At 69.9% G+C, this 20,453-nt stretch carries 18 protein-coding genes and 2 pseudogenes; 8 read left to right on the forward strand and 12 right to left on the reverse strand.

Features of this window, described 5'->3' with window-relative positions; translation table 11 throughout:
* Positions 1 to 308, reverse strand: a pseudogene (locus tag ACIF6F_RS30240) (hypothetical protein); the annotation flags it as partial.
* A gap of 628 nt (positions 309 to 936) precedes the next feature.
* Between ACIF6F_RS30240 and ACIF6F_RS30245 the strand changes: the two are divergent.
* Both ACIF6F_RS30245 and ACIF6F_RS30250 read left to right on the forward strand, forming a co-directional pair.
* Positions 937 to 4,881 carry a DddA-like double-stranded DNA deaminase toxin gene (locus ACIF6F_RS30245; RefSeq protein ID WP_399953884.1) on the forward strand — a complete coding sequence of 1,315 codons (3,945 nt, stop codon included), beginning with the start codon at positions 937 to 939 and terminating at the stop codon, positions 4,879 to 4,881.
* Positions 4,878 to 5,402 (forward strand): Imm1 family immunity protein, encoded by a 525-nt coding sequence (locus ACIF6F_RS30250; RefSeq protein WP_399953889.1) that lies wholly within the window; start codon positions 4,878 to 4,880, stop codon positions 5,400 to 5,402. The genes ACIF6F_RS30245 and ACIF6F_RS30250 overlap by 4 nt, the downstream gene beginning before the upstream one ends.
* A 146-nt stretch (positions 5,403 to 5,548) precedes the next feature.
* On the opposite strand, the gene ACIF6F_RS30255 is transcribed toward ACIF6F_RS30250, so the two are convergent.
* Positions 5,549 to 6,631, reverse strand: a complete 1,083-nt coding sequence (locus ACIF6F_RS30255) for an integrase (protein WP_399953892.1) — start codon at positions 6,629 to 6,631, stop codon at positions 5,549 to 5,551.
* Positions 6,632 to 6,849: 218 nt separating this feature from the next.
* On the opposite strand from ACIF6F_RS30255, the gene ACIF6F_RS30260 reads away from it, so the two are divergent.
* The 5 genes and pseudogenes from ACIF6F_RS30260 (at position 6,850) to ACIF6F_RS30280 (ending at position 9,926) form a co-directional block, all read left to right on the forward strand.
* Positions 6,850 to 7,320 (forward strand): hypothetical protein, encoded by a 471-nt coding sequence (locus ACIF6F_RS30260; RefSeq protein WP_399953895.1) that lies wholly within the window; start codon positions 6,850 to 6,852, stop codon positions 7,318 to 7,320.
* 3 nt (positions 7,321 to 7,323) lie between these two features.
* Positions 7,324 to 7,697: pseudogene (locus ACIF6F_RS30265) on the forward strand (hypothetical protein); the annotation flags it as partial.
* A gap of 371 nt (positions 7,698 to 8,068) precedes the next feature.
* Positions 8,069 to 8,464: a hypothetical protein gene (locus ACIF6F_RS30270; protein ID WP_399953897.1), complete on the forward strand. Its 396-nt coding sequence runs from the start codon at positions 8,069 to 8,071 to the stop codon at positions 8,462 to 8,464.
* A complete protein-coding gene (locus tag ACIF6F_RS30275; RefSeq protein ID WP_399953900.1) occupies positions 8,461 to 9,519 on the forward strand; it encodes a zeta toxin family protein in 1,059 nt (352 codons plus the stop codon). Before ACIF6F_RS30270 ends, ACIF6F_RS30275 begins: the two co-directional genes overlap by 4 nt.
* 275 nt (positions 9,520 to 9,794) lie before the next feature.
* A complete protein-coding gene (locus tag ACIF6F_RS30280) occupies positions 9,795 to 9,926 on the forward strand; it encodes a hypothetical protein (protein WP_399953903.1) in 132 nt (43 codons plus the stop codon).
* 304 nt (positions 9,927 to 10,230) lie between these two features.
* Here ACIF6F_RS30280 and ACIF6F_RS30285 read toward each other — a convergent pair whose 3' ends face one another.
* The 10 genes from ACIF6F_RS30285 to ACIF6F_RS30330 all read right to left on the reverse strand — a co-directional run bounded on the left by ACIF6F_RS30285 (position 10,231) and on the right by ACIF6F_RS30330 (position 18,885).
* On the reverse strand, positions 10,231 to 11,112 hold the full coding sequence (locus ACIF6F_RS30285; protein ID WP_399953906.1) for a hypothetical protein: 882 nt from the start codon (positions 11,110 to 11,112) through the stop codon (positions 10,231 to 10,233).
* A 233-nt stretch (positions 11,113 to 11,345) separates the two neighbouring features.
* Complete coding sequence (locus ACIF6F_RS30290) at positions 11,346 to 11,981, reverse strand: DUF4145 domain-containing protein (RefSeq protein WP_399953909.1); 636 nt, start codon at positions 11,979 to 11,981, stop codon at positions 11,346 to 11,348.
* A 385-nt stretch (positions 11,982 to 12,366) separates the two neighbouring features.
* A complete protein-coding gene (gene eis, locus ACIF6F_RS30295) occupies positions 12,367 to 13,539 on the reverse strand; it encodes an enhanced intracellular survival protein Eis (RefSeq protein WP_399953911.1) in 1,173 nt (390 codons plus the stop codon).
* A gap of 12 nt (positions 13,540 to 13,551) precedes the next feature.
* Complete coding sequence (locus tag ACIF6F_RS30300; protein ID WP_399953914.1) at positions 13,552 to 14,082, reverse strand: MaoC family dehydratase; 531 nt, start codon at positions 14,080 to 14,082, stop codon at positions 13,552 to 13,554.
* Complete coding sequence (locus tag ACIF6F_RS30305; RefSeq protein WP_399953917.1) at positions 14,079 to 14,924, reverse strand: HpcH/HpaI aldolase/citrate lyase family protein; 846 nt, start codon at positions 14,922 to 14,924, stop codon at positions 14,079 to 14,081. Before ACIF6F_RS30305 ends, ACIF6F_RS30300 begins: the two co-directional genes overlap by 4 nt.
* An 8-nt stretch (positions 14,925 to 14,932) precedes the next feature.
* The gene (locus ACIF6F_RS30310) at positions 14,933 to 15,163 is read right to left on the reverse strand and encodes an acyl carrier protein (protein ID WP_399953921.1); all 231 of its coding nucleotides are present in this window, start codon (positions 15,161 to 15,163) and stop codon (positions 14,933 to 14,935) included.
* Positions 15,160 to 16,137 (reverse strand): beta-ketoacyl-ACP synthase III, encoded by a 978-nt coding sequence (locus tag ACIF6F_RS30315; RefSeq protein ID WP_399953924.1) that lies wholly within the window; start codon positions 16,135 to 16,137, stop codon positions 15,160 to 15,162. The genes ACIF6F_RS30310 and ACIF6F_RS30315 overlap by 4 nt, the downstream gene beginning before the upstream one ends.
* Positions 16,134 to 17,162: a 4-hydroxy-2-oxovalerate aldolase gene (gene dmpG / locus ACIF6F_RS30320; RefSeq protein WP_399953928.1), complete on the reverse strand. Its 1,029-nt coding sequence runs from the start codon at positions 17,160 to 17,162 to the stop codon at positions 16,134 to 16,136. Before dmpG ends, ACIF6F_RS30315 begins: the two co-directional genes overlap by 4 nt.
* A gap of 13 nt (positions 17,163 to 17,175) precedes the next feature.
* Entirely contained in the window at positions 17,176 to 18,036 is an 861-nt protein-coding gene (locus tag ACIF6F_RS30325; RefSeq protein WP_399953930.1) for an acetaldehyde dehydrogenase (acetylating), read from the reverse strand.
* Positions 18,037 to 18,093: 57 nt separating this feature from the next.
* Entirely contained in the window at positions 18,094 to 18,885 is a 792-nt protein-coding gene (locus ACIF6F_RS30330) for a 2-keto-4-pentenoate hydratase (protein ID WP_399953933.1), read from the reverse strand.
* 192 nt (positions 18,886 to 19,077) lie between these two features.
* Here ACIF6F_RS30330 and ACIF6F_RS30335 point away from each other — a divergent pair, with 192 nt between their 5' ends.
* A complete protein-coding gene (locus tag ACIF6F_RS30335; protein WP_399953936.1) occupies positions 19,078 to 20,451 on the forward strand; it encodes a hypothetical protein in 1,374 nt (457 codons plus the stop codon).
* Positions 20,452 to 20,453 lie beyond the last annotated feature (2 nt).

Here is a 20,453-nt window from a genome sequence, read left to right on the forward strand (position 1 = left end):
GGCTTGGACTTGACGTCGAAGCAGTAGTCCTTCAGCCCCGAGCGGCTGTTGACCATGATGTCCTGCGCGCCGTCGCAGGCTGCGAGCAGGAGCCGGCCGTCACCGGACTTGAGCGTGATGCCCTTCTCGGCCTTGATCTTCGCGGCCTCGGGGTAGGAGTGGTCCTCCACCGCGTACGACATCGCATCGACACCGGGGAGCAAGGTGTCCGCGGTCGCCGACGGCGCCGCCGCGAGGGTCATTGCAGACAGCACGAGCGCGGACGGCAGACCGGCTGCCAGGTATCTACGCGCACGGGATATAGCCATGATGGGCCTTCCGAAAAAGCATGAGACGAGACGCAGAGGTCCCATCAGATTCCCGGAAAGTGAATCACATTCAAGATCGTCTCCCTTTCATTTCAAACATGATCAATCTCTCAAAAGATCTTCCTCGCGCCGTACAACCATCCGTAATTTGACGCATCGTCAGACCTGTCTGGCGGTGGAGGGTGCCAGGATGACGGCCCTCGGGCGCTCGCGGATGCCGGGCTGCGGGTGTATGCCAGCTGACCTGCTGCTTAGAGGTGTGCTCTAGTGGCGGCGATCGGACTGGCCCGACGGCGGTCGGTGCCCGGGGCGGCTGTACGATCATGCAGATCGAGCCCGTCTTGAACGCTGTGGCGGCGTCCTTCCGGCCTTAAAGGCCGGCCCATCTATTTCTTCCGCAGGTTCCCCCTGTGTGAATGCCGTGTCGTTCCGGCGGGTTGAAGTTCGACAATAAAAGGGGGACCGCCCTATGAGGCGGCATATACCCTCCCGGCCACCTGGTTCGGGAGCGTTGGAAAGTTTCTCGGCTCGCCGGCGCGGACTCAGAGGTCTGCTGGCCGCGGGTCTGCTGACGGGTCTGCTCGGTGCACCTGCCGCCGTCGCGGAGGAGGTTCCTGCAGCGCCACCGGTGACCGTGCGGGAGCAGGTCGTCGGCTACTGGGAGACCGGCGGCGCCGGACTGAAGCAGGCCGCTGAACAGGCGCTCCTCGGCGGGGACGAAGCGATCCGCGCATTCCTGGACGAGGCGCGGACCATCCAGCACGACGACAACAAGATCGAGACGGCCCGGCTGGTGATGGCCGGCGGTCCCGCGGTACGGCAGGCCGCCAAGGAAGCCTGGCTGAAGTCGCCCGCCGACATCGAGCGGTTCCTCCTCGACGGCTTCGAAGGCCCCCTCGATGAAGACCGGAAGGTCGACATCGCGCGGATGGTCATGCTGGGTGGGCCGGGCGTACGGGATGCCGGCAAGACGGCCCTGTTGGGTACAGCCGAGGACCGCGAGCTGTTCCTGCACTCCGGCCAGTACGTCGCCCGCAAGGATGACAACCGGGTAGAGGTCGCCCGGATGGCCACCACCGGCGGTCCGAACCTCAAGGCGGCCGCCAAGGTCGCGCTACGAGGAACACCGGACGACATCGTCGAGTTCCTGGAGGTCGGGCAGTTCACTGCCCGCAACCGCGACCAGGTTCACGCCTCGATCGCTGAGCTGACCGAGCAGGCCAAGCAAGCCGGTAAGCAGGCCGAGGATGCCACCAAGGAGGCCGAAGAGGCCTCCACCAAGGCGATCACGGCCGCCAACCTGGCCAAGGAGGCCGCGAAGAAGGCAGCCCAGGAGACCCTGGCTGCCAAGGCCGACGCCGACACGGCGGCGTTCAAGGCCAAGCAGGCCGCCGACGCGGCGCGTGCTGCGGCGTCCGCTGCGCAGGTAGCGATCGGGTCGGCCAACGCAGCCAACCGCGCCGCGCGCAGGGCCGCCCTCGCCGCCACGCAGACCGCGTCGGCTGCTGCCGCTGCCGCGGATGCAGCGAACAAGGCCTACAAGGCCGCCATCGCCGCGGCAGGCAATGCCGGCAACGCCGAGGACGCGCGCAAGGCCGCCACCACCGCACGCGAAGCCGCACAGCTTGCGAAGGCCTCTGGCGTCGCCGCTGAGCAGGCCGGCAAGGCATCCGCCGCGGCCGGTGCTGCCTCCGAGGCGGCCAAGGGTGCCTCCACGAATGCCGACGAGGCTGCTGACGCCGCCGACGAAGCGAACAACTACGCGGACGCCGCTGGCGTGCACTCGAGCGAGGCTCGCCAGGCCGCGGCCGAGGCGCGCCGTCACGCGAACGCCGCCCGAGCTGCAGCCGACCGCTCTGCTGCACTGGCCCGTCGTGCAGCCACCGCTGCGTTCGACGCCAAGAAAGCCGCGGACTCCGCTGCCACCCACGCAGAAAACGCGGCCGCCTTCGCCGAAGAAGCCGCTCGCCAGGCCGGTAACGCTGCCACCTACGCAGCCAAGGCCCGGGCCGCGGCCGATGCGGCCAAGACAGCGGCGGAAGCAGCCACCGCCGCGGTCGCGAAGGCCAAGGAGATCTTCGACCTCTCCAAGGAGACTGAGGCAGCAGACCTCCTCACTCGCACCGAAGCGGCCATCGAGCGCGCCCGCTCAGCAAAGTCCGACAGCGACAAGGCCATCTCTGCCTCGGCGGCCTCCCAGGTCCAGGCCACGGCCCTGTACGACACGGCCAACCTGCTCGCCCAGGAAGCCGGTCGGCCCGACGTCGACGTCAAGGCAACCGCCGCCAAGGGCCGCCAGCTCGCCATGCAGGCGATGAAGCTTCTGGGCCCCTGGCACAAGGAAGCCGCCGCCCGCGCGCTGGCCGGCACCGACCAGGACGTGCTGGACTACCTGCGCACCCGTTGGAAAGAGGCCAGTCAGCAGGACGTCCGCGCACGCGTCGTCCACCTGAGCAGCCAGAGCCCCTACGCCTCCGTCCGCGCCGCAGCTCTCGAAGCACTCAAGGGCACGCCTGAGCAGATCGAAGGCTTCCAGACCACCGGTCAGTACGCGGTCGGCCTCGACGACATGAAGGTGGACGTCGCCCGCCTGGCCACCACCGGCGGCGACGGTGTCAGTGAGGCTGCCAAGGTCGCCCTCGCCGACGGCACCGGCAAGGCACTGGCGACCTTCCTCCAGATCACCCAGTACTCCCAGCGTGTCGATGACGAGAAGGTCATCGCCGCACGGCTGGCCACCACCGGCGGAGACGAGGTCAAGGCAGCAGCCAAGGTCGCCCTGGCCGGGCCGCCTGACCTCCTTCACGAGTTCGTCGCCACAGGCCAGTACATGGCCCAGCGCAAGGACGACCTCACCACCAACCACAGGCACCTGATCGAAGGCCTCCTCGCCGAGGGCGACCAGGTCGCTGCGAAGGCTCTGGAGAATCGCTGGCGGGCAGCCGAAGCCGCCGCCTACGCCACCCAGGCCGAACTCGAGGCCAAGGCCGCTGCGGCCGAAGCGCAGAAGTCCGCCGAAGCCGCAACCACGTACGCGGCGAACGCGAAGGCCTCGGCCGACATGGCCGCCGCAAGCGCTACGGCTGCTGCCAACTCCGCCACCACCGCGCGCAACGCGGCCAACCGCGCCGAACAGGACGCCACCGCTGCGGAGAACTCCGCAGCCCAGGCCGAGTTCTCCGCCGCCTACGCACGCCAGTCAGCCCGCGACGCCGACGCTTCCGCGACCAAGGCCCGCGAGTCCGCGATCGCAGCCGGCAAGAGCAAGGAGGCCGCCGAAAACGAGGCATCAACAGCCTGGAAGGCCGTCCAGACCCTGCGGGAGAAGGAGGAGGCCGAAGCCCGACGCCAGTTCGAAGAAGAACTGAAGCGTCAGCAGAACGCCAAGCCCAAGCGGGTGTGCGTGCCGCACCCCACCCGCGAGACCATGGCACCGATCATGGCCTGCGCGGCGGATCCGGAGAACTCCGTGATCCAGAGCATGCCCGAGATCGATCCCATGACCCGCGAGATCGTGTGGGAGCTGACCGGTCTCAACGACATCAAGGACTGCGTCAAAAACCCCACCGGCTTCAACTGCGTCATGGCAGCCGTCGGCGTCCTGCCGTGGGGCAAATGGAAGCTCCTGACCAAGGTCGACGAAGCCGTCGCCGGCATCAAGAGCCTCCGCACGGCCCGGCGAACGATCGGGTGCCTCACCGGCGCGGCTCACAGCTTCCCTGCAGGCACGAAGGTCCTCATGGCGGACGGCACCAGCCGTCCTATCGAGCAGATCCAGGCCGGCGACCTCGTCACCGCCTCCGACCCCACCACGGGCGAAACCGGTCCGCGGACGGTCTTGCGGACCATCCACACCCCCGACGACCGGAACTTCACCGACGTCACCCTCACCGACGGCTCGGCCCTCACCTCCACCAGCCACCACCCCTACTGGTCCGAAGGCGAGCGGAGCTGGAAGGACGCCGCCGACCTCGAAGCCGGCGACACCCTGCGCACTCCGCAGGGCACCGTCACCATCGCCAACACACGGGACTGGCAGGGGCTCCAAGACGCCTACGACCTCACCGTCGACGGCCTCCACACCTACTACGTCTCCACCGGCACCAGCCACCTCCTCGTCCACAACACCGACGAGTCCTGCCCCATCTGGGTGCAGAGTGCCTGGAAGAAGCTTGGGCCCTCGCCCGAGGGCGTCGAGACGTCCGGACTCGCGTTCGATCCGAACGGTAAGCCGATCTGGGATACCCCCGTCCGCAGTGGACGCAGCCCCCTCTCGGAAGACATCAACAAATTCCTGCAGGAGTCCCCGGACTTCCGCAATTTCCCCGGCTATGCGGATGTCTCGCATCACGCCGAAGCCAAACTCGCGTGGGCGATGCGCAATGACCCCAATGTGAAGGAAATGCATTTCGTCATCAACAAGAACTACGTCTGCCCGAAGGTGTCTTCTGCGAACTCGATGGGCTGCCAGGACGCTGTTCCGGCCCTCCTCTACGAGGACCAGACGATGTGGGTGCACTATCCTGGGATGGCGGAACCCATGCCGCTGCGAGGAAAGGCCAAGAGGCCGTGAAGAAGGATGGAGACAGCTTGATCGTCCTGGCAACCACAAGTGCTGGTGCGACCTACGCCAGGTCGGAAGAGGAGATCGCCGGCCTCATCGAGCACCTCATCACCGGCCTTCAGCAGGGCTCGCAGACTCCTGACGGGTTCGCGATCATGCCGGAGAGGGCCGTGGTCAGCATCGTCCCCGGAAAGTATCCAGAGGAAACGGACGAGAGGTGGGCCAACAACTGCCTCTATGTCACCGTGAACACCCGCAACGGATACGGGGCCCTGAAGTGGTGGACCACAAACGTCCCTGACGATGCAGACAGCGACCACCTCTCCAGGTTCATTTGGACATCAGGAAATCCAAGCCCGCCGGACTTCGACCCAAAACTGATCTCAGACCCGGGCACGCCTACCTACTATCCGCCGCAGGCCGCCATTCCCGTGGCGCAAGTCCGCGAAGTGCTGGAAGAGTTCTGCCGAACTCGCACGGGCGAACGGCCGGAAAGCGTTCGGTGGCTGCTGCTGGAGCAGACCGTGTAATGGGTTGAACCGACCATAAGAGAGGTGCTCCGCGAGCCACTGGCGCGGAGCACCTCTGTCGCATGCACGGGCCGACCTCTCGCGGAAGGCTGGCGGAGAGGTGGCCGACGCGGGAGGACGTGCGAGCCCCGCCTGCCGGGTTCCGGTTACAGGACGCCGTGCAGGGCGTTCTCCCTGAATCCGTCGTCGGCTTCGCGGTAGCCGCGCATCACCTTGGAGCCCTTGGCCCAGCCGCCTTGGCGTTCGGCGAGGGCGTCGGCGTTCCCGGCGCGGGCGGATTCGGTGACCAGGCCGCGGCGGGGGCTGTGGCCGGTGGGGCGGATGTCGAGGTGGGCGCGGGCGCCGATGCGGGTGAGGATGTCGCCGACGGTCTCGGGGTCGAGGCCGCCCTTGAGGGCGGTGTGCCACCGGTTGTGCAGGCGGCGGAAGGCGAATCCGTCCGGGTCGGCGTCGAGGCCGGCGTCTTCCTTCCAGCGGCGCCAGGCGCGGACCGGGCAGATGTGCGCGCGGGAGCCGTAGACGACCTCGACCTCGCGGGGGGCGACCTTCGAGACCCGTACGTCCACGATCAGGCCGCGGCCTTCGGGGTCCTCGGCGATGTCGCGCACCCGGAGGAAGGCCAGCTCGTGTTCGCGGCCGGCGAGGGCGAAGTGCAGGGTCATCAGGGAGAGGTCGCGCACGCCGAACCGGTTCGCGGGCAGGGCGGCGGCGATCTGCTCCATGTGCCGGACGAGCAGGGCGGGGGCCGGGCCGCGGCCACGGGTCTCCTCGGTCTTCGCCATCGCCTTGGTCTTCGCCTTGAGCAGGGCGCGGGCCTCTTCGGCGATGTCCGGCTGGAGTTGGAGCTTGAGCTGGCGGCGCGCGGTGACGACGATGCCGGACAGGCGACGGTCGATGGTGGAGGGCGCGGTCAGCTTGCCGGGGGGGAATCCGGGCTTAGGCGGCCGTGCGGGCTGGTGCCAGCACCACTCGACGAAGGCGACCAGGGTGCCGGAGCGGACGGCCGCCGGCGGGAGGTCGGCCTCGGCGCAGAAGCGGAGCCACGCGCGCCAGTCGGCGGCGTACCCCTCACGGGTGCTCTGCGGGCGGGCGTCCTCGACGTGGCGTGTGGCCTCGCGGTCGAGCCGGTCCAGCCGCTCCTCGATCGCGGGGTCGAACCGTCCGGGCGCCGGCACCGCGGGCGGGCGGGTCGCGATGCTCACCGCGCCCGAAGGTTCCGCATTGGCCATGGTCTGCCCCTGAGTATCCGTCAAGCCTGTTATTACGTACCAGATTTTGTATCAGATGGTTCCCGGATATGTGAGCTTATCCCGGAACCATGACTCCGCTCGTCATGGGACATGAAGAAATCTGACCAGATTCTCGCAATCCTGCATGGGCCCGGCTCGGGCCCATGCAGACTGATGAAGACCCCGGAGAACCGGGTGAGAATCTGACAGAGGGTTCCATGAAGATCACCATCGAGGGCGCGGACGAGGCCTTCGCCGAGAAGCTGGTGGCACTCGCCGCCGCGCACGCCGCGGAGCTGACCATCTCCACCATCAACACCACCTGGACGGTGGACAGGGCCGAGCGCTACCTCCGCAACCTGACCACCAGTGCCCGTCGGTTTGCCGAGATGGTCATCGTCGAAGGCGACGGCTACATCGACGCAGACCAGTTGCGCAGCGTGCTCGGCAAGCTGAACGGCCCGACCGTCGCCCTGTCCCGAGCCATCCCGCGCGGTGTACGCGAGGGCTGGTGGCCGGAGGGCATCAGCACGCCCATCCGCCCGGTGTGGGACCCGGACAACCCCAGCTGGCACAAGAACATCGCCTACGAGATGAGCCGTGAGAACGTGCCCGTCTTCCGTGAGGCGCTCGTCCGGATCGCCCGTACGAAGCCGGGCTCCCACGACAACCAGGACCAGGAGAACTGACCCATGACGCACACCTGGTCAGCCAGTCCTGAGCAGCAGCTCGCCTCCGCAAAGAGGGGCTTGGACCTGCCGGTCATCGTCGCCCTGTGCGGCTCCACCCGCTTCATGGCGCAGATGACCGAGGCGGACCTCCGGGAGACGGTCGCCGGCCGGATCGTCGTCCGCCTGGGCTGCAACCTGAAGGAGCCGCACCCCCTGTGGGCCGACCCGGCCGCCGCGGACGAGCTCAAGCAGGCCCTCGACGAACTGCACCGCGCGAAGATCCGCCTCGCCGACGAAGTCCTGGCAACTACATCGGGGACTCCACCCGCTCGGAGATCGACTACTCCCGAGCCCTCGGCAAGCCGATCCGCTACACGCACCCCGAAGTCGACCCGTACGGCGACGCGCTGCCGCCGCTCCCCTGCCCGATCCCCGTGGTCGGCTCAAGCGACAGCTACGCCGTGGCGGGTGTCGAGCCGGTGCCCGGGCTACGCGTCTTCGAGCTGCCGGAAGACCTCCAGGAGGAGGGCGACGGTGCCGCCAACCCTTGGCGACTGGCCCACCACTCCGGCCTGGGCCTCGTCGCCTTCCCCACTCGAGAGGACGCGCTTCGCGGCGCCCGTGAGGTGGCCGACTTGGCCGACTGGACCCGCACGCCGGAGGAACTCCGCGCTGACGCCGGGTTCGACCGCGAGGAGTACGTCGACCGCGTCCTGCACCGCACGAACGGCCTGCTCATCCCCCAGAGCTGCAAGGGGGCGAGACTGTGAGCCTCGACGACCCCGTGCTGGCCGCCGAGAACCGTGAACGTCGCGTCTACCACGATCGACCCTTCGAGAAGGAGGTCACTATGACCACGCCCGGCAACGGGATCTCCGTCACGCACGCGCTGGAGCCGCACGACTGGTCCAACGAGGAGACCGCCGCGTACGAGGCCGCGATCGAGGCGGTGAACGGCGCGGTCGGCGCCTACAGCGCCCGCATCGCCGCCGAGGAGGCCAAGCCGCACCCCGACCGGACGGTCATCCAGGAGGCGCGCACGGCTCAGGCCCGGCTCGCCCGTGAGCGCGAGGAGCTGCGCTCCAGCGACCGGGAGCAGATCGCCGCGGCCCGGCAGCGCTACGCGCAGCTCGCCCGTGAGGTCCGTGGAGGTGCTGCTTGATCGACCCGGCCGAAGTCGTGCGCTACCGGTTACCGGAGGCGGAGAACCAGCGGATCTTCCGCGAGCGGATCGTCCCCGACCTGCTGGAAGGACGGGCGCCGCAGGAGACGCCCACCGTGGTCTTCCTCGTCGGCCAGCCCGGCGCCGGCAAGAGTCGGGTGACCGAGATGGTCGCGGCCGCCCTCAATCAGCACGGCGGGTTCGCGGACATCGACAGCGACCTCTACAAGCCCTACCACCCCGCCTACGACGAACTGATGGCGCGCGACGACACCCTCATGACCGCCTACACCCGGGCCGACGGCCGGGCCTGGATGGCACAGGCCGAAGAGTACGTCCGGACCCATAAACTCCACGCGATCATCCAGGAGACCTCGCAGAACGCGCAGGCCGTGGAGGACAAGATGCGGGCCTACCGGCAGTCCGGTGCCCGGATCGAAGGCCTGTTCATGGGCGTCCCGAAGGCCCTGAGCGACCAGGGGATCGTCAACCGGTACATCGAGCAGCTCGCCGACCGGGGACAGGGGCGCCTCACCGTCCAGGCCAACGCCGACGAATCCTTCGACGGCACCCTCGACCTGGCCGACCGCGTCGACCGCAACGCCTTGGTCGACCTGGCGGGCGTCTACCGCCGCGGCGAGAGCAAGCCCCGCTACGCCAACAGCCTGGACAGCTCCGGACAGTGGGCCGCCCCGCCGGCCCTGCGCGACGGAGTCGAGACCGAACGCACCCGCCCCCTCGCGGCAGCAGAGAGCAAGGGCTTCGTCGACACCCAGCTGCGGCTGCGCGAGGCCACCCGCGGGCTCGGCCCGGAGTGGCCGGAGCGGATGGCCAGGATCGAGCAGAGCGCGATCCCGATCCTGCTGCCCGCCGACGCCCAGCGCCTCGCCCCGCCAGCCCGGCCGTCCGCTGCGGCTGCCCGGTCCCGCAGCACCGCCACCGCCCGCAAGCCGGACCAGCCGAAGCACGGTCCTGCCCAGGATCCCGGCTCAAGGCAGCAGCCGTACCAGCACCGGCTGGACGGACCCGAGACCGGACGCGGGCGAACCCGGTAACCCTGCTGGTCTTTTCAGTGGCGGGCCCGGACGGTTGGGCCCGCCACCCCTTTATCAACCTGAGGTCTCGGCTGCGAATCCCCTGTGCGGGAGGTTTTTTCGGGTGATCGCTCGCCCGCGCCCTTTCCTGCCCGATAGGCTTCAGCTCCTGCGTACTCCGAGTTTATGGGCACGCTTGTGCTGCCCCTCGACGGGTGGTCCGGAGGCCCTGCCGCCGGACCACCGCTACGAGGGACCGCGCATGGCGATCCCTCCCGAGGGGGGAAGGGCACAGCATGTGTTCTACGCAGGACGACAGCGGTGGCGGAGACCGGTGGAAGAAGGTCAAGCCACGGGTGGTTCGGCTCCTGGAGCTGATCGGCCCGTTCGTACCGCTGGCGGTTCTCCTCCTGGACAGGAGGGCGTAGCACCGCCCGGGCTCGGCGTAAACGAGCCCGGGCGGTAGTCGAGGCCCGTCGTGACGGATCGCGGCGGGCCTCTGCTGCGCACATTTGGAGGACCGGCAATCTATTGTGCAGCGACGGAAGATTCAATTAGGTCCACCCTAGCGTACTGATTAGTGCGTTGGGCGGCGTCACCAATGTACATAGTGAAAACCCAATATGCAGCAGGCTCGAATAATCGGCCACCATATTGGATGTCCATTTCGCCCCGTCATGCCCCGTTTCGCGGCGGCCTTCCGGTGGCAGCGAGTGATGCCGTGACCTGCGTTCAGGCGGTCAGTGGGCTCGGGGAGCGGGCGATGACGTCGGGCGACAGGGCGGCGGCGTCCTCAGCGAGGAACCGGTGGGTGGCCGCCACGGACCGGATGAGCTTGGGATAGGTCACCCGGTCGAGAGCGCGGCCGAGCCGGGAGACGAGCACGGGGCCGGCGGTCTCGGTGGAGTAGGGCGCCTTCCAGGTCCGCACCGGGAGATAGTCGTCTAGGGCCCAGACGACGGGGAGCGGGATCGGGGCGGTGGCGGCGACGGCGGAGGCGGAGTTGTTCTTTGCCGGCAGGCGCCAGGTGGGGGCGTTCTGGTCGTCGCGCTGGATCTGGAGGAGCGAGAGGCCGATGGCTTGCCCGGGGCGCAGGCCTGCGAGGGCGAGGTAGACGGCGAGGCGGGCGCGCTCGGGCATGGTGCCGCGGTACCCGTCGGCGGCGGAGCGCAGCGCCTCCATCTGGTCGCGTGAGAGCAGCCCCTGATCCTTGGCGGGGACGGAGCCGACGAGCTGGGAGCGGCGGGGGAGCCTCCAGGAGGTGGCGCCGAGCGCGTCCTCGCAGTGTTTGTAGAAGGAGCGGACGGCGCTCGCGGCCCGGGCCCGGGCGGCCTCGCTCATGATGGTGCCGTCCTGGTTGGTGAGTCGGTCGGCCCAGGCGCGGATGTCGTCGGCGGTGAAGTGCCAGACGCGGGGGCCGATGTAGGCGAACCAGGACTGGTCGTACGGCACCTGCCCGGCCGGGTAGACCAGCCACTCGGCAAGCGCGGCGGTGTACCGGTAGACGGTGTCGTCGTCCCAGGCGCGGCCGGCCACGGGCTGGCCGTCGGCGCGGACGTAGCTTCCGGCGAGCCAGGCGTCCAGGATCGCTCGGGGATCGGAGGCGGTACTCACGATGCCGAGGGTAGACGTCACCGGTCGGAGGCTTTTCGGCGGGCGGGATGCTGGTCGAGGGCGTGGTCGCCTTGATGAGCAACGAGCTTCGAGACTCAGCCTGGTGGGCATGAGTCGAGGACCTAGGCTCGGTTCGACTCCGGTGAAGGGGAGGGATGCCGAGTGGCGCAGAGGTGGGACCGGGAAGAGGAACACGGGCCCGGGAGCCCGGACTATGGGTTGTCTCGGTCAAGCTAGGCCGACTGGCCGGAGGCACGCCTAGCTGCGCGGGCGGCGGCCATTGCGGCACGCTGTGCAGGCTGGACGTACAGGACCAACACCACTTCTGTGACCAGCTCGGCGATGTCCGCCAGTTCTTCCCCTGAGTAGGCCAGACCGTCATGCAGGCTGTCGTTGCCGACCATCCGGGTTTCGTGGAGTGCGTCGATCACGTCGGGGGGCAGTCTTGAGCTCAGCTCTGTGATCTTGTTGTAGAGGGTCTTCCCGGTGGCCCCCTGGTCCTTGCATATCTCCTCCACCACGGCGCGGTAGCCGGCGCCGGCGAGGCGCATCGCGCCGGCGGCCTCCGTGCGGGCAGCCTCGTGGAACAGGCTCCGGATGGCTTCCGGGACTTCCGGCTGCAGCGTTCGGGGAATGGCCTCCGGGTGGACCGTTCGCCGAATGACCTCGACGAAGTCAGCCTCCTCGACCTCTGGCTTTTTCCACCAGACGAGCTCGACGGTTGTCCGCTTGCAGTACGTGCAGCTCCACGTCTCCTTGGTGATTCTCTCGCTGAGTCCATTTGTGGGGTCGTACGGCGGCATGCCGTTGCTGCTGCGGTCTTTGGCCACGTATTGCGGGTGGATGACCGTCGTGTTGTTCAGGTGCATCACCACGCCACGCGCGCACTCGCTGTGCGGACAGATCGCTTCCCGTTGCCTCATGCCGCTCACTAACTCACAGAGGCCCACGTCACGGCAACGCCTTTGCCCTGGTCGATGACCAGGGCCGGCGTCGCGCTGCAAAGCACCAGCCAGCAGGAGGGGCTACTCGACAGGGTGCCGGTCGTGGCGGTTCCGCCGCCAGCGGCCCAGCACCTCCGGGCCTTGAACTTTACGGAACAGACAAGCTGCCCAGACCCTCCAACCAGCCTCGGGCTGGGGTCCGCAGGGAAAGTGCCGAGCGCGGGGCGGGGTCCGGGTCCGGCCGTGGGGGTGGGCTGAGGAGGGGTTGTCTGTTCCGTAAAGTTCAGCCTCGGGGATGAAGATCACGAGCTCAGAAGTGGTCTGGGAGCCATGGGGCATGGACCGTCGTGCTTCGAATGAGGCTCGTGAGTGCGTGTTCGGAGACGGCTTGGACTCCGGCCATGCCGGCGCTGGTGGCTGTGCAGTAGCCGCCGGCGTACCAGACCGCGAGCTGCCTCCGGCTCAGGGTCACCTGCCCGGGGGCGGAGGTGGGGGTGAGTTCCGCGGACCCGTTCTTGATGTTGAGCAGCCAGCGGTCCCAGCTTTCGCCGGTCGCGTTCTCGATCTCGACGTGGATCGTGGTGGTGAGGTCGGCGGGCCAGCCGCGCAGCCGGATGGCTTCGGGTGCGTCGAGGATGCGGAGCATCCAGGGGTGCCAGGACTCGGCGGTGGTGTGGTGGTGGCGGAGGCCGTGGAGGAGGGTGGGGTAGGGCGGGAGGGCGCCGCGGCGGAAGGTGATGGTGCGGGCGCGGGTGTTGTGGCGGCCGAGGAAGGCGAGCATTGCGGCGGCGGTGGGCTGGCTGGCGGCCCAGAAGTCGTGGACGACCAGGCTCATGCCGTGGCGCTCGTGGCGTTTGGTCGTCAGGGTGAGCAGGCCGGCGGTGGGGAGGCCGGGGCGGGCGAAGCGGTACGTGGTGAGGTTGCTCTTGTCCTGCTTCCAGCGGGTCCACCAGGCGGGGCGGTGGACGGGGCCGTTCCACTGCCGGGCGAGTTGCTGCTGGAGGGCTTCGGCTTCGTCGGTAAGTCCGTGCTCGATGTCGAAGTCCTCGCTGGTGAAGGACTTCTTGAGGTCGTCGGTGGCCACAGACCAGGCGAGGACGTCGACGGGGGCCTCCCAGCCGAGGCGGCGTGCGTAGCCGGTGGAGGAGGTGACGATGGTGGAGATCACCGCCCCGCGGTCGATGAGGGGCCGCAGGCGCTCGGTGACCATGTCGGTGGCCAGGTGGTCGCCGCGTTCTTCGGGGGCCACGCAGCCGTCGCCGAGGCAGGCGCTGGGCACGGGGGCGCCGCCGAAGAACTGGTCGACGAGGAGACCGAGGCCGCCCGCAACGACCCTCCCGCCGCGGACGGCTACCCGGAGGTCGGCGTGCTCGCGCAGGTGGGTGATGTCGGCGATGCGATGTCCGTAGGCGCGGGCGGCGAGCTGGTCGTACTGCTCCCACAGGCCGTCGTCGGCCGCGGTGAAGGTCAGCTGATGGTTCACGGGACCGCCCTTCTAGTAGTGGGTGGCGTCGCGGACGGCGTCGGCGTCCAGGGGGACCAGGAAGGTCCGGCTGAAGGCCATGACAGCTGTGCCGGTCTGGTTGTGTGCGGTGGTGTGGCAGGTGATGACGCCGTTTCCGGGGCTGCTCTGCGAGGGGCGACGGGTGAGGATTTGGGTTTCGGCGTAGAGGGTGTCGCCGATGTGGACGGGGGCGGTGAAGCGCACGCGGTCGACGGCAAGGTTCGCGATGGTCAGGCCGCTGATGCTGCGGACGGTCATGCCGGCGACGAGGTTGAGGGTGACGCCGGAGCAGACCAGGATGCGGCCCCACTGGGTCTGGCTGCTGTAGTGGGCGTCGGTGTGGATGGGGGCGACGTTGCCGCTCAGGGCAGCGCCCAGGAGGCTGTCGAGTTCGGTGACGGTCCGGCCGGGCCGGTGCTCGACGACCAGGCCCGGCGTGAGCTCGCCGTAGGAGAGGCCGACGTTCTCGCGGATCCGGTCGTCGTTGATGGCGCGGTAGCCGTGGGGCAGGGCGGTGTTCATGAGGTCTGGTCCGCTTCGGCGACGAGCGCGCGGGCGGCGTTGAAGAAGGGGGTGCCGCGCATGTGTCCGTCGACGGTGGTGACCGTACCGCCGCTGGCGTCGGCGGCCGCGACGATGGCGCGGGCTTCGGCGATCTCCTCGGCGGTGGGGGTGAAGACGTCGTCGATCACCTGCACGTGGCGGGGGTGGACGCAGCCCTTGCCGTAGAAGCCGAGTTCTTTGGCGCGTTCGGCGTCGCGGCGCAGGGCGTCGGGGTCGTCAAGTTCCCAGGTGGGGGCGTCGATGGCGGGGATGTTCGCGGCGGTGGCGGCGTTGATGAGGGCTGAGCGGGCGTAGTGGAGGGCGTCCCAGCCCAGGCCGCATCGGACGGAGGCGGCGTAGTCGGCGGAGCCGAAGATGACGCCGCCGAGGCGGGGTGCGCGCATGATCTCGGGCAGGTGGTCGAAGGCGCGGGGGCTTTCGATCAGAGCCCAGATGTCGGGGGTGTAGCCGTCGGCGTCCAGGGCGGCGGCGACGAGTTCGACGTCGCGGGCCGCTTCCACCTTGGGGACCACGATCAGGTCGGGGCGGGCGGTGTAGGCGGCGAGGGCGACGAGGTCCTTGATGCCGTCGAGGGTGGTGAGGCCGTTCATGCGGATCCCGAGCGTGCACGGCGGCGGTTCGGGGAGGGTGAAGAAGGTTTCGGAGGCGGTGCGGGCGGCCTGCTTGTCGGGGAGGGCGACGGAGTCCTCGATGTCGACGACGGCGACCGAGGCGCCGCAGGTGCGGGCGGCTTCGAAGCGGTCGGTGCGCAGGCCGGGGGTGATGATCCAGGCCCGTCCGGGCCGGCGGCTGTGGGTCATGGGGTGGTCTACCTTCCGTTGCGCTTGGTGGTGATGAGGAGGTCGAGCTGGCCGAGGGTGGCGGCGTCCTTGATGTCGCTGTCGGTGACGTCGATGCCGTACCGGTCGGTGAGCAGGACGGAGAGCTCGACGACGGCGAGGGAGTCGAAGCCGGCCTGGTCGAGGCTGGCGTCGTCAGTCAGCTGGCTGGCGGGCAGCTTCAGGTCGTCGGTCAGGATGCGGGCGAGGTCGCCGGTCATGCCGGGGCTCCTTCCAGGCGGGTGCGGGTGAGGTCGGGCCAGGTGAGGGTGAGGGCGCCCCAGGTCAGTCCGGCGCCGAACGCGGTGAGCAGGGTGCGGTGCCCGGCCTCCAGGCGGCCGTCGGCGCGGGCGCGGTCCAGCAGCAGGGGGATGGAGGCGGCGCCGGTGTTGCCGACCTCGGCCACGTTGCTGAGCTGTCGGTCCTCGGGGACGCCGAGCCGGCGGGCGACGAAGGAGGTGATGCGGTGGTTGGCCTGGTGCGGGACCAGCCGGTCGACGTCGCCGAGGTTCCAGCCGACAGCGGCGGCGGCCTGTCGGGAGGCGGCGGCCATGCGGTCGACGGCGTGGCGGAAGACGTCGGCTCCGTCCATGTGGAGGGCGCCAGCGTGGTCGGCGCTGATCAGGTCCGCGCCGGTGCCGTCGCTGCCCAGCAGGACCGGGCCGAGCGCCCCCGGCTCGTCTGCGGTGCCGTGGCGGAGCAGCATGGCGCCGGCCCCGTCGCCGAACAGGGGGACGGTGGTCCGGTCGTCGGGGTGGGGGAGGCTGGCCAGGCGGTCCGCCCCGATGACCAGGACCGTGCGCGCGGTTCCGGCGGCGATGAGTCCGGCGCCGGTGGCCAGGGCATAGAGGAAGCCGGTGCAGCCGGCGGCGAGGTCGAAGGCGGGGATGCCGACGAGGCCGAGGCGGGTGGCCACAGCGGGCGCGGTGGCCGGGCAGCAGCGGTCCGGCGTGGTCGTGGCAAGGACCAGGGCGTCCACGTGCTCCGATTCGCCGCCGGTCAGGGCCTGGGCTGCGGCCCGGACGGCGAGGTCGGCGGTGGACTGCTCCGCTCCGGCGACGTGCCTGCGGGTGATGCCGGTCCGCGAGCGGATCCACTCGTCGGTGGTGTCCAGGCGCGCGGTCAGGTCCTCGTTAGAGACGACGGACGCGGGGAGGGCGGAGCCGACCGCGGCCACCACGGCGGCCGCGGTCATCGAGAGCCCGCCTTGAGCTGCCGGGCGACGTCGCCGATCAGGTCTTCCTGCCCGGCGACGATCTGCCGCTCCCCGAGAGCGAGGAACAGGTCGATGGCGTTGATGCCTTCGGCGCGAGCGGCTTCCAGGACGGGGCGCTTGAATCCGGAGAACACCCCCGCCAGGCCGCCGGCGACCGCGATGGAGTCGATGGACGGCGGGGCCTTCATCAGGTGGTCGGCGGCGACATCGGCAGCGGACAGGACCTCGCGCAGGCCGATCCCGGTGTCGAAGCCGCGCCGCTCCAGCACGACCACGAGGGCTTCGAGCTGGGTGTTGCCCGCTCCCGCACCGAACCCGCGGGCAGTCGCGTCGATGACGGACGCCCCCGCCTCCACGGCGGCCAGCGCGTTCGCCACGGCCAGCCCCAGGTTGTTGTGGCCGTGGAAGATGACCGGGACGTCCACCGCCGACGCGATGGCGTGGACCCGCTCGATCACATCGCCGGGCAGGTAGTGGCCGGCGGAGTCCATGATCCCGACGGCCTGCGCGCCGTACGTCACCATGAGGGCGCATTGCTCGGCGAGGCAGGCGGGGCTGGCCATGTGGCTCATGAGCAGGACGCCCTGGGCTTCGGCGCCGATGGCTCGGGCGGTTCCGAGGTGGCGTTCGGTGACGTCGGCCTCGGTGCAGTGCGCGGCGATCCGTACGACGTCGGCGCCGAGGTGGACGGCGGCCGTCAGGTCGTCGGAGGTGCCCCAGCCGGGGGCCATGAAGACGCCCATCTTCGAGGAGGTGAGGGCCTCGCGGACGGTGGTGAGCATCGTGGCGTCGTCGAGGAGGGCGCGGCCGATCTGGAGGCTGGAGGCGCCCAGGCCGTTGCCGTGGCCGACTTCCACGACCGGAACCCGGGCCGCGTTCGCGGCGGTGGCGTAGGCGCGGAGCTGGTCGGCGTCGAGCTGGTGGCCGACCGCGTGGTGCCCGTCGCGCAAGGTCGGGTCGTGGATCAGAACGGGGGGCCGAGGCTCGTTCGGCGTGCTGTTCACGGGCGTGGTCCCTTCATCGGGAGGCGGCGGACTGCTCGGCGAGCAGGACGGCGGCGGCGTTGATGATGTCGACGCTTCCGGCGTGCCGGGGCAGATGGCGGCCGGAGGGGGTCACTTCCACCACGACCTGGATCCGGCCGGGGTCCACCGCGAGGGAGGTCACCTTGAACCCGGGCACGTACGCGCGGACGGCGTCGGCGGCGGCCGCGATGCTCGTACGCACCGGCGCGGGACGGAAGTTGTCGGCGAGGACGGTCATGGCCACCCGGAACGGCGGGGCGGGCCGCGCGGGGCTGATGTTCACCATCACCTTCGCCTCCCGGCTGCCGGTGAAGGTCCGGATCGCGGCCGAGGTGGTGGCGATGTACTGGTCGAGGTTGAGGCGGGTGGCCGGACCGGCGCTCGCGCTCGCCCCCGTGGAGACCACCTCGATGTAAGTGGGGGTGCAGCGCTGGGCGATGGCGTGAAGGATCGGGATGGAGGCCTGCCCGCCGCAGCTGACGAGGTTGAGATGCCGGTGGGCAGCCGAGCCGTGCCCCTTCACGCCCGGTACGGTGACTGTGCCCAGACCCGTGGGGGTCAGGTCGATCAAGGTGGTGCCGGTCGGCCGCAGCGCTGCCCAGTGCTCGGCGTGGCTGTCGGCGTTGGTGGCGTCGAAGACGACGTCGAACGCCCCCGCCTCCACCACGGCGCGGACGCCGCCGGCAGTCGTGCGGTGCCCCCTTTCTGCCGCCCGCCGCAGGCCCAGACTGTCGCGGCGGCCTGCCACCAGAGCCAGTTCCAGCTTCGACGACCGAGTGATCTTGCCTGCGAGGTCGACCCCGATCAGACCCGCGCCGAGTACGGCGACGCGCTTTCGTTCTTCAGCAGCCATCGGCCGCTCCTTCGTTCAACGGAAGAGTGAGTGCGCAGGGAAGCGGCGCTGGTCCGGTTACCGGACGCGCAGTTCGACCGGCGGCAGGTGCAGCGACTGGGCGCGGACCGTGGTCCCGGCTTCCAGCGGAAGGCTCGCGTGTACGGCGCCTGCCAGGACCAGCTGACCGGCCCGCAGGCCTTCGCCGAAGCGGTGCAGCCGCCTGGCGAGCCAGACCAGGACAAGCAGCGGGTCGCCCAAGACCGCCCGGCCCTCGCCCGTGGCGACGGCGGTGCCGTTGACGCTGACGACGAGCGGCTCGGCCGCCAGGTCCAGGTCCGCGTCGATGGGCACCATGGGGCCGGTGACCACCCGGGCGCAGGAAGCGTTGTCGGCGATGCTGTCCGCGATGGTGATCTGCCAGCCGGTGAACCGGGTGTCGATCACCTCCAGGGCGAGGAACACCTCCTTCACCGCCGCCCGCGCCTCTTCCAGTGCGACGCCGGGCCCGTACAGGTCGCTGCTGAGCCGGAAGGCCAGTTCCGCCTCCACCCGCGGCTGCATCAGCGCGGAGCGGTGCACGGTGCTGCCGGTGGGCAGCACCATGTCGTCCAGGAGGACACCGGAGTCCGGCTCGTCGACGCCCGCCTGCTCCTGAATGGCCTTCGAGGTGGCGCCGGCCTTGTACCCGACGACGCGGGCACCGGTGGCCACGTGCCGGGCCACGGTGGCCGCCTGGATGCGGTAGGCGGTCTCCAGCGGCAGGCCGGGACGGTGCCGGGTCAGCGGCTCGGCCGGTACCTTCTCGTGTTCCGCAGCCAGCAGCGCCGACGCGGTGGCGGCGATCCAGCGGTCATCCGGCTCATCCATGAAGATCCCTCCCAGGGCATGGGGCATCCGTAGGGCTCGCAGACGTGGGCACGGGAGCAGATCCGGGGCGGCGCTGATTTGGCTGCCGGCCGCCGGGCTCGGGCCTGATGAAGAGTCAACCGCCGGGCGCCGCGCAGCGGTACGGTGGCGGGCAGGCCAAGCGGTATATCGCGTATATCCCAGGCAGGTGCCATGACCACGCGCACGCCGAACGACCAGCTCAGAGCCCTCGTCGCGGAATGCGGCCTCACCTACGAGGCGCTGGCCAAGGCCGTCTGCGCCGTCGCAGCCGAGTGCGGTATCCGCTTACGCACCAACAAGTCGAACATCGAGCACTGGATCGGCGGCTCCGCACCCCGCGGGGACACCCCCCGCTTCCTCGCGGTCGCCCTCTCCCGACGTCTGGGCCGTCTGCTGACCCCCGCCGACCTCGGACTGCCCTCCCCAGCCGAGGCCGAAAGTGACACCATCGGACTGTCCCTCGGGAACGACCCCCTGGACGCCCTTCTGCCCATGTGGAGGTACGAGTTGGACCGCCGCCGCTTCCTGACGGCATCCGCCTACTCCGTGGCCGCCGCCGCCCTACCCCTGACCCACGTCCAGGACATCGCCGCCCGCACCGCCGCGGCCCGCACCGGCCACACCGTCGGCATGGCCGAGGTCGCCGCCGTCCGCGACATGATCACCGCATTCTCCGAAATGGACGAACGCCACGGCGGACAGCACGGCCGCAGCGCGCTCGTCACCTACCTCCGCGACGACGTCGCCCCGCTGTGCCGGGCCCGATTCCGCACCGACGAGGTCCGCCAGCACATGCTCTCCGCCGCCAGCCGCGGCGTGCACCTACTCGGCTGGAAGTCCTACGACGCCGGCCAGCAAGGCCTCGCCCAGCGCTACTACCTCCAGTCCTACGCCCTGGCCACCGAATCCGGTCTTCGTGGGCACGACGGCTTCGTGATGCGCACCATGGCCATGCAGGGCCTCAAACTCCACCGCCCCGAGCACTGCCTGGGCCTGGCGGAGACCGGCCTGAACCGCGCCAAGGACCACGTCGACGCCCAGACCGAAGCCCTCTTCCGCGTCGTCCACGCCCACACCCTCGCCAAGAGCGGCAAACACCGCGCGGCCCTGGCCGCCGCCGACCACGCCCGCACCCTCCTGACCGGCGCCCCCGGGGACGAGGTGCCGTTCTGGGCGCTGGCCTGGGGGCCGCCGGCCGCATCCGTGTACTCCCGCACCGCCAAGGTCCACGAGACCATCGGCGACCACCGCGCCGCCGCCGAACAGTACGCGCTAGCCGCCACAGCGCGCCCGTCCTCCACCTACGCGCGGATCGTCGCCCTGGACCTCGTCGCGGGCGCCGAGATGCACCTCAAGCGCGGCAGCATCGAGCAGGCCTGCGCCACCTGGCACCAGGCCATCGACCACATGGACGGCGTCCGCTCCGTACGGACCCGCAAGGCCGTCTCCAGGATGCGCGGCGACCTCGCACGGTTCCGGGCCCGCGGTCTGCGGTGCGTGGCGGAGCTCGACGAACGCGGCCGCGAGCTTCTCGCCGGTATCTGAAC

It is taken from the genome of Streptomyces sp. NPDC086023 (assembly GCF_044540325.1).
In the GTDB taxonomy this organism is placed as follows: Bacteria; Actinomycetota; Actinomycetes; order Streptomycetales; family Streptomycetaceae; genus Streptomyces.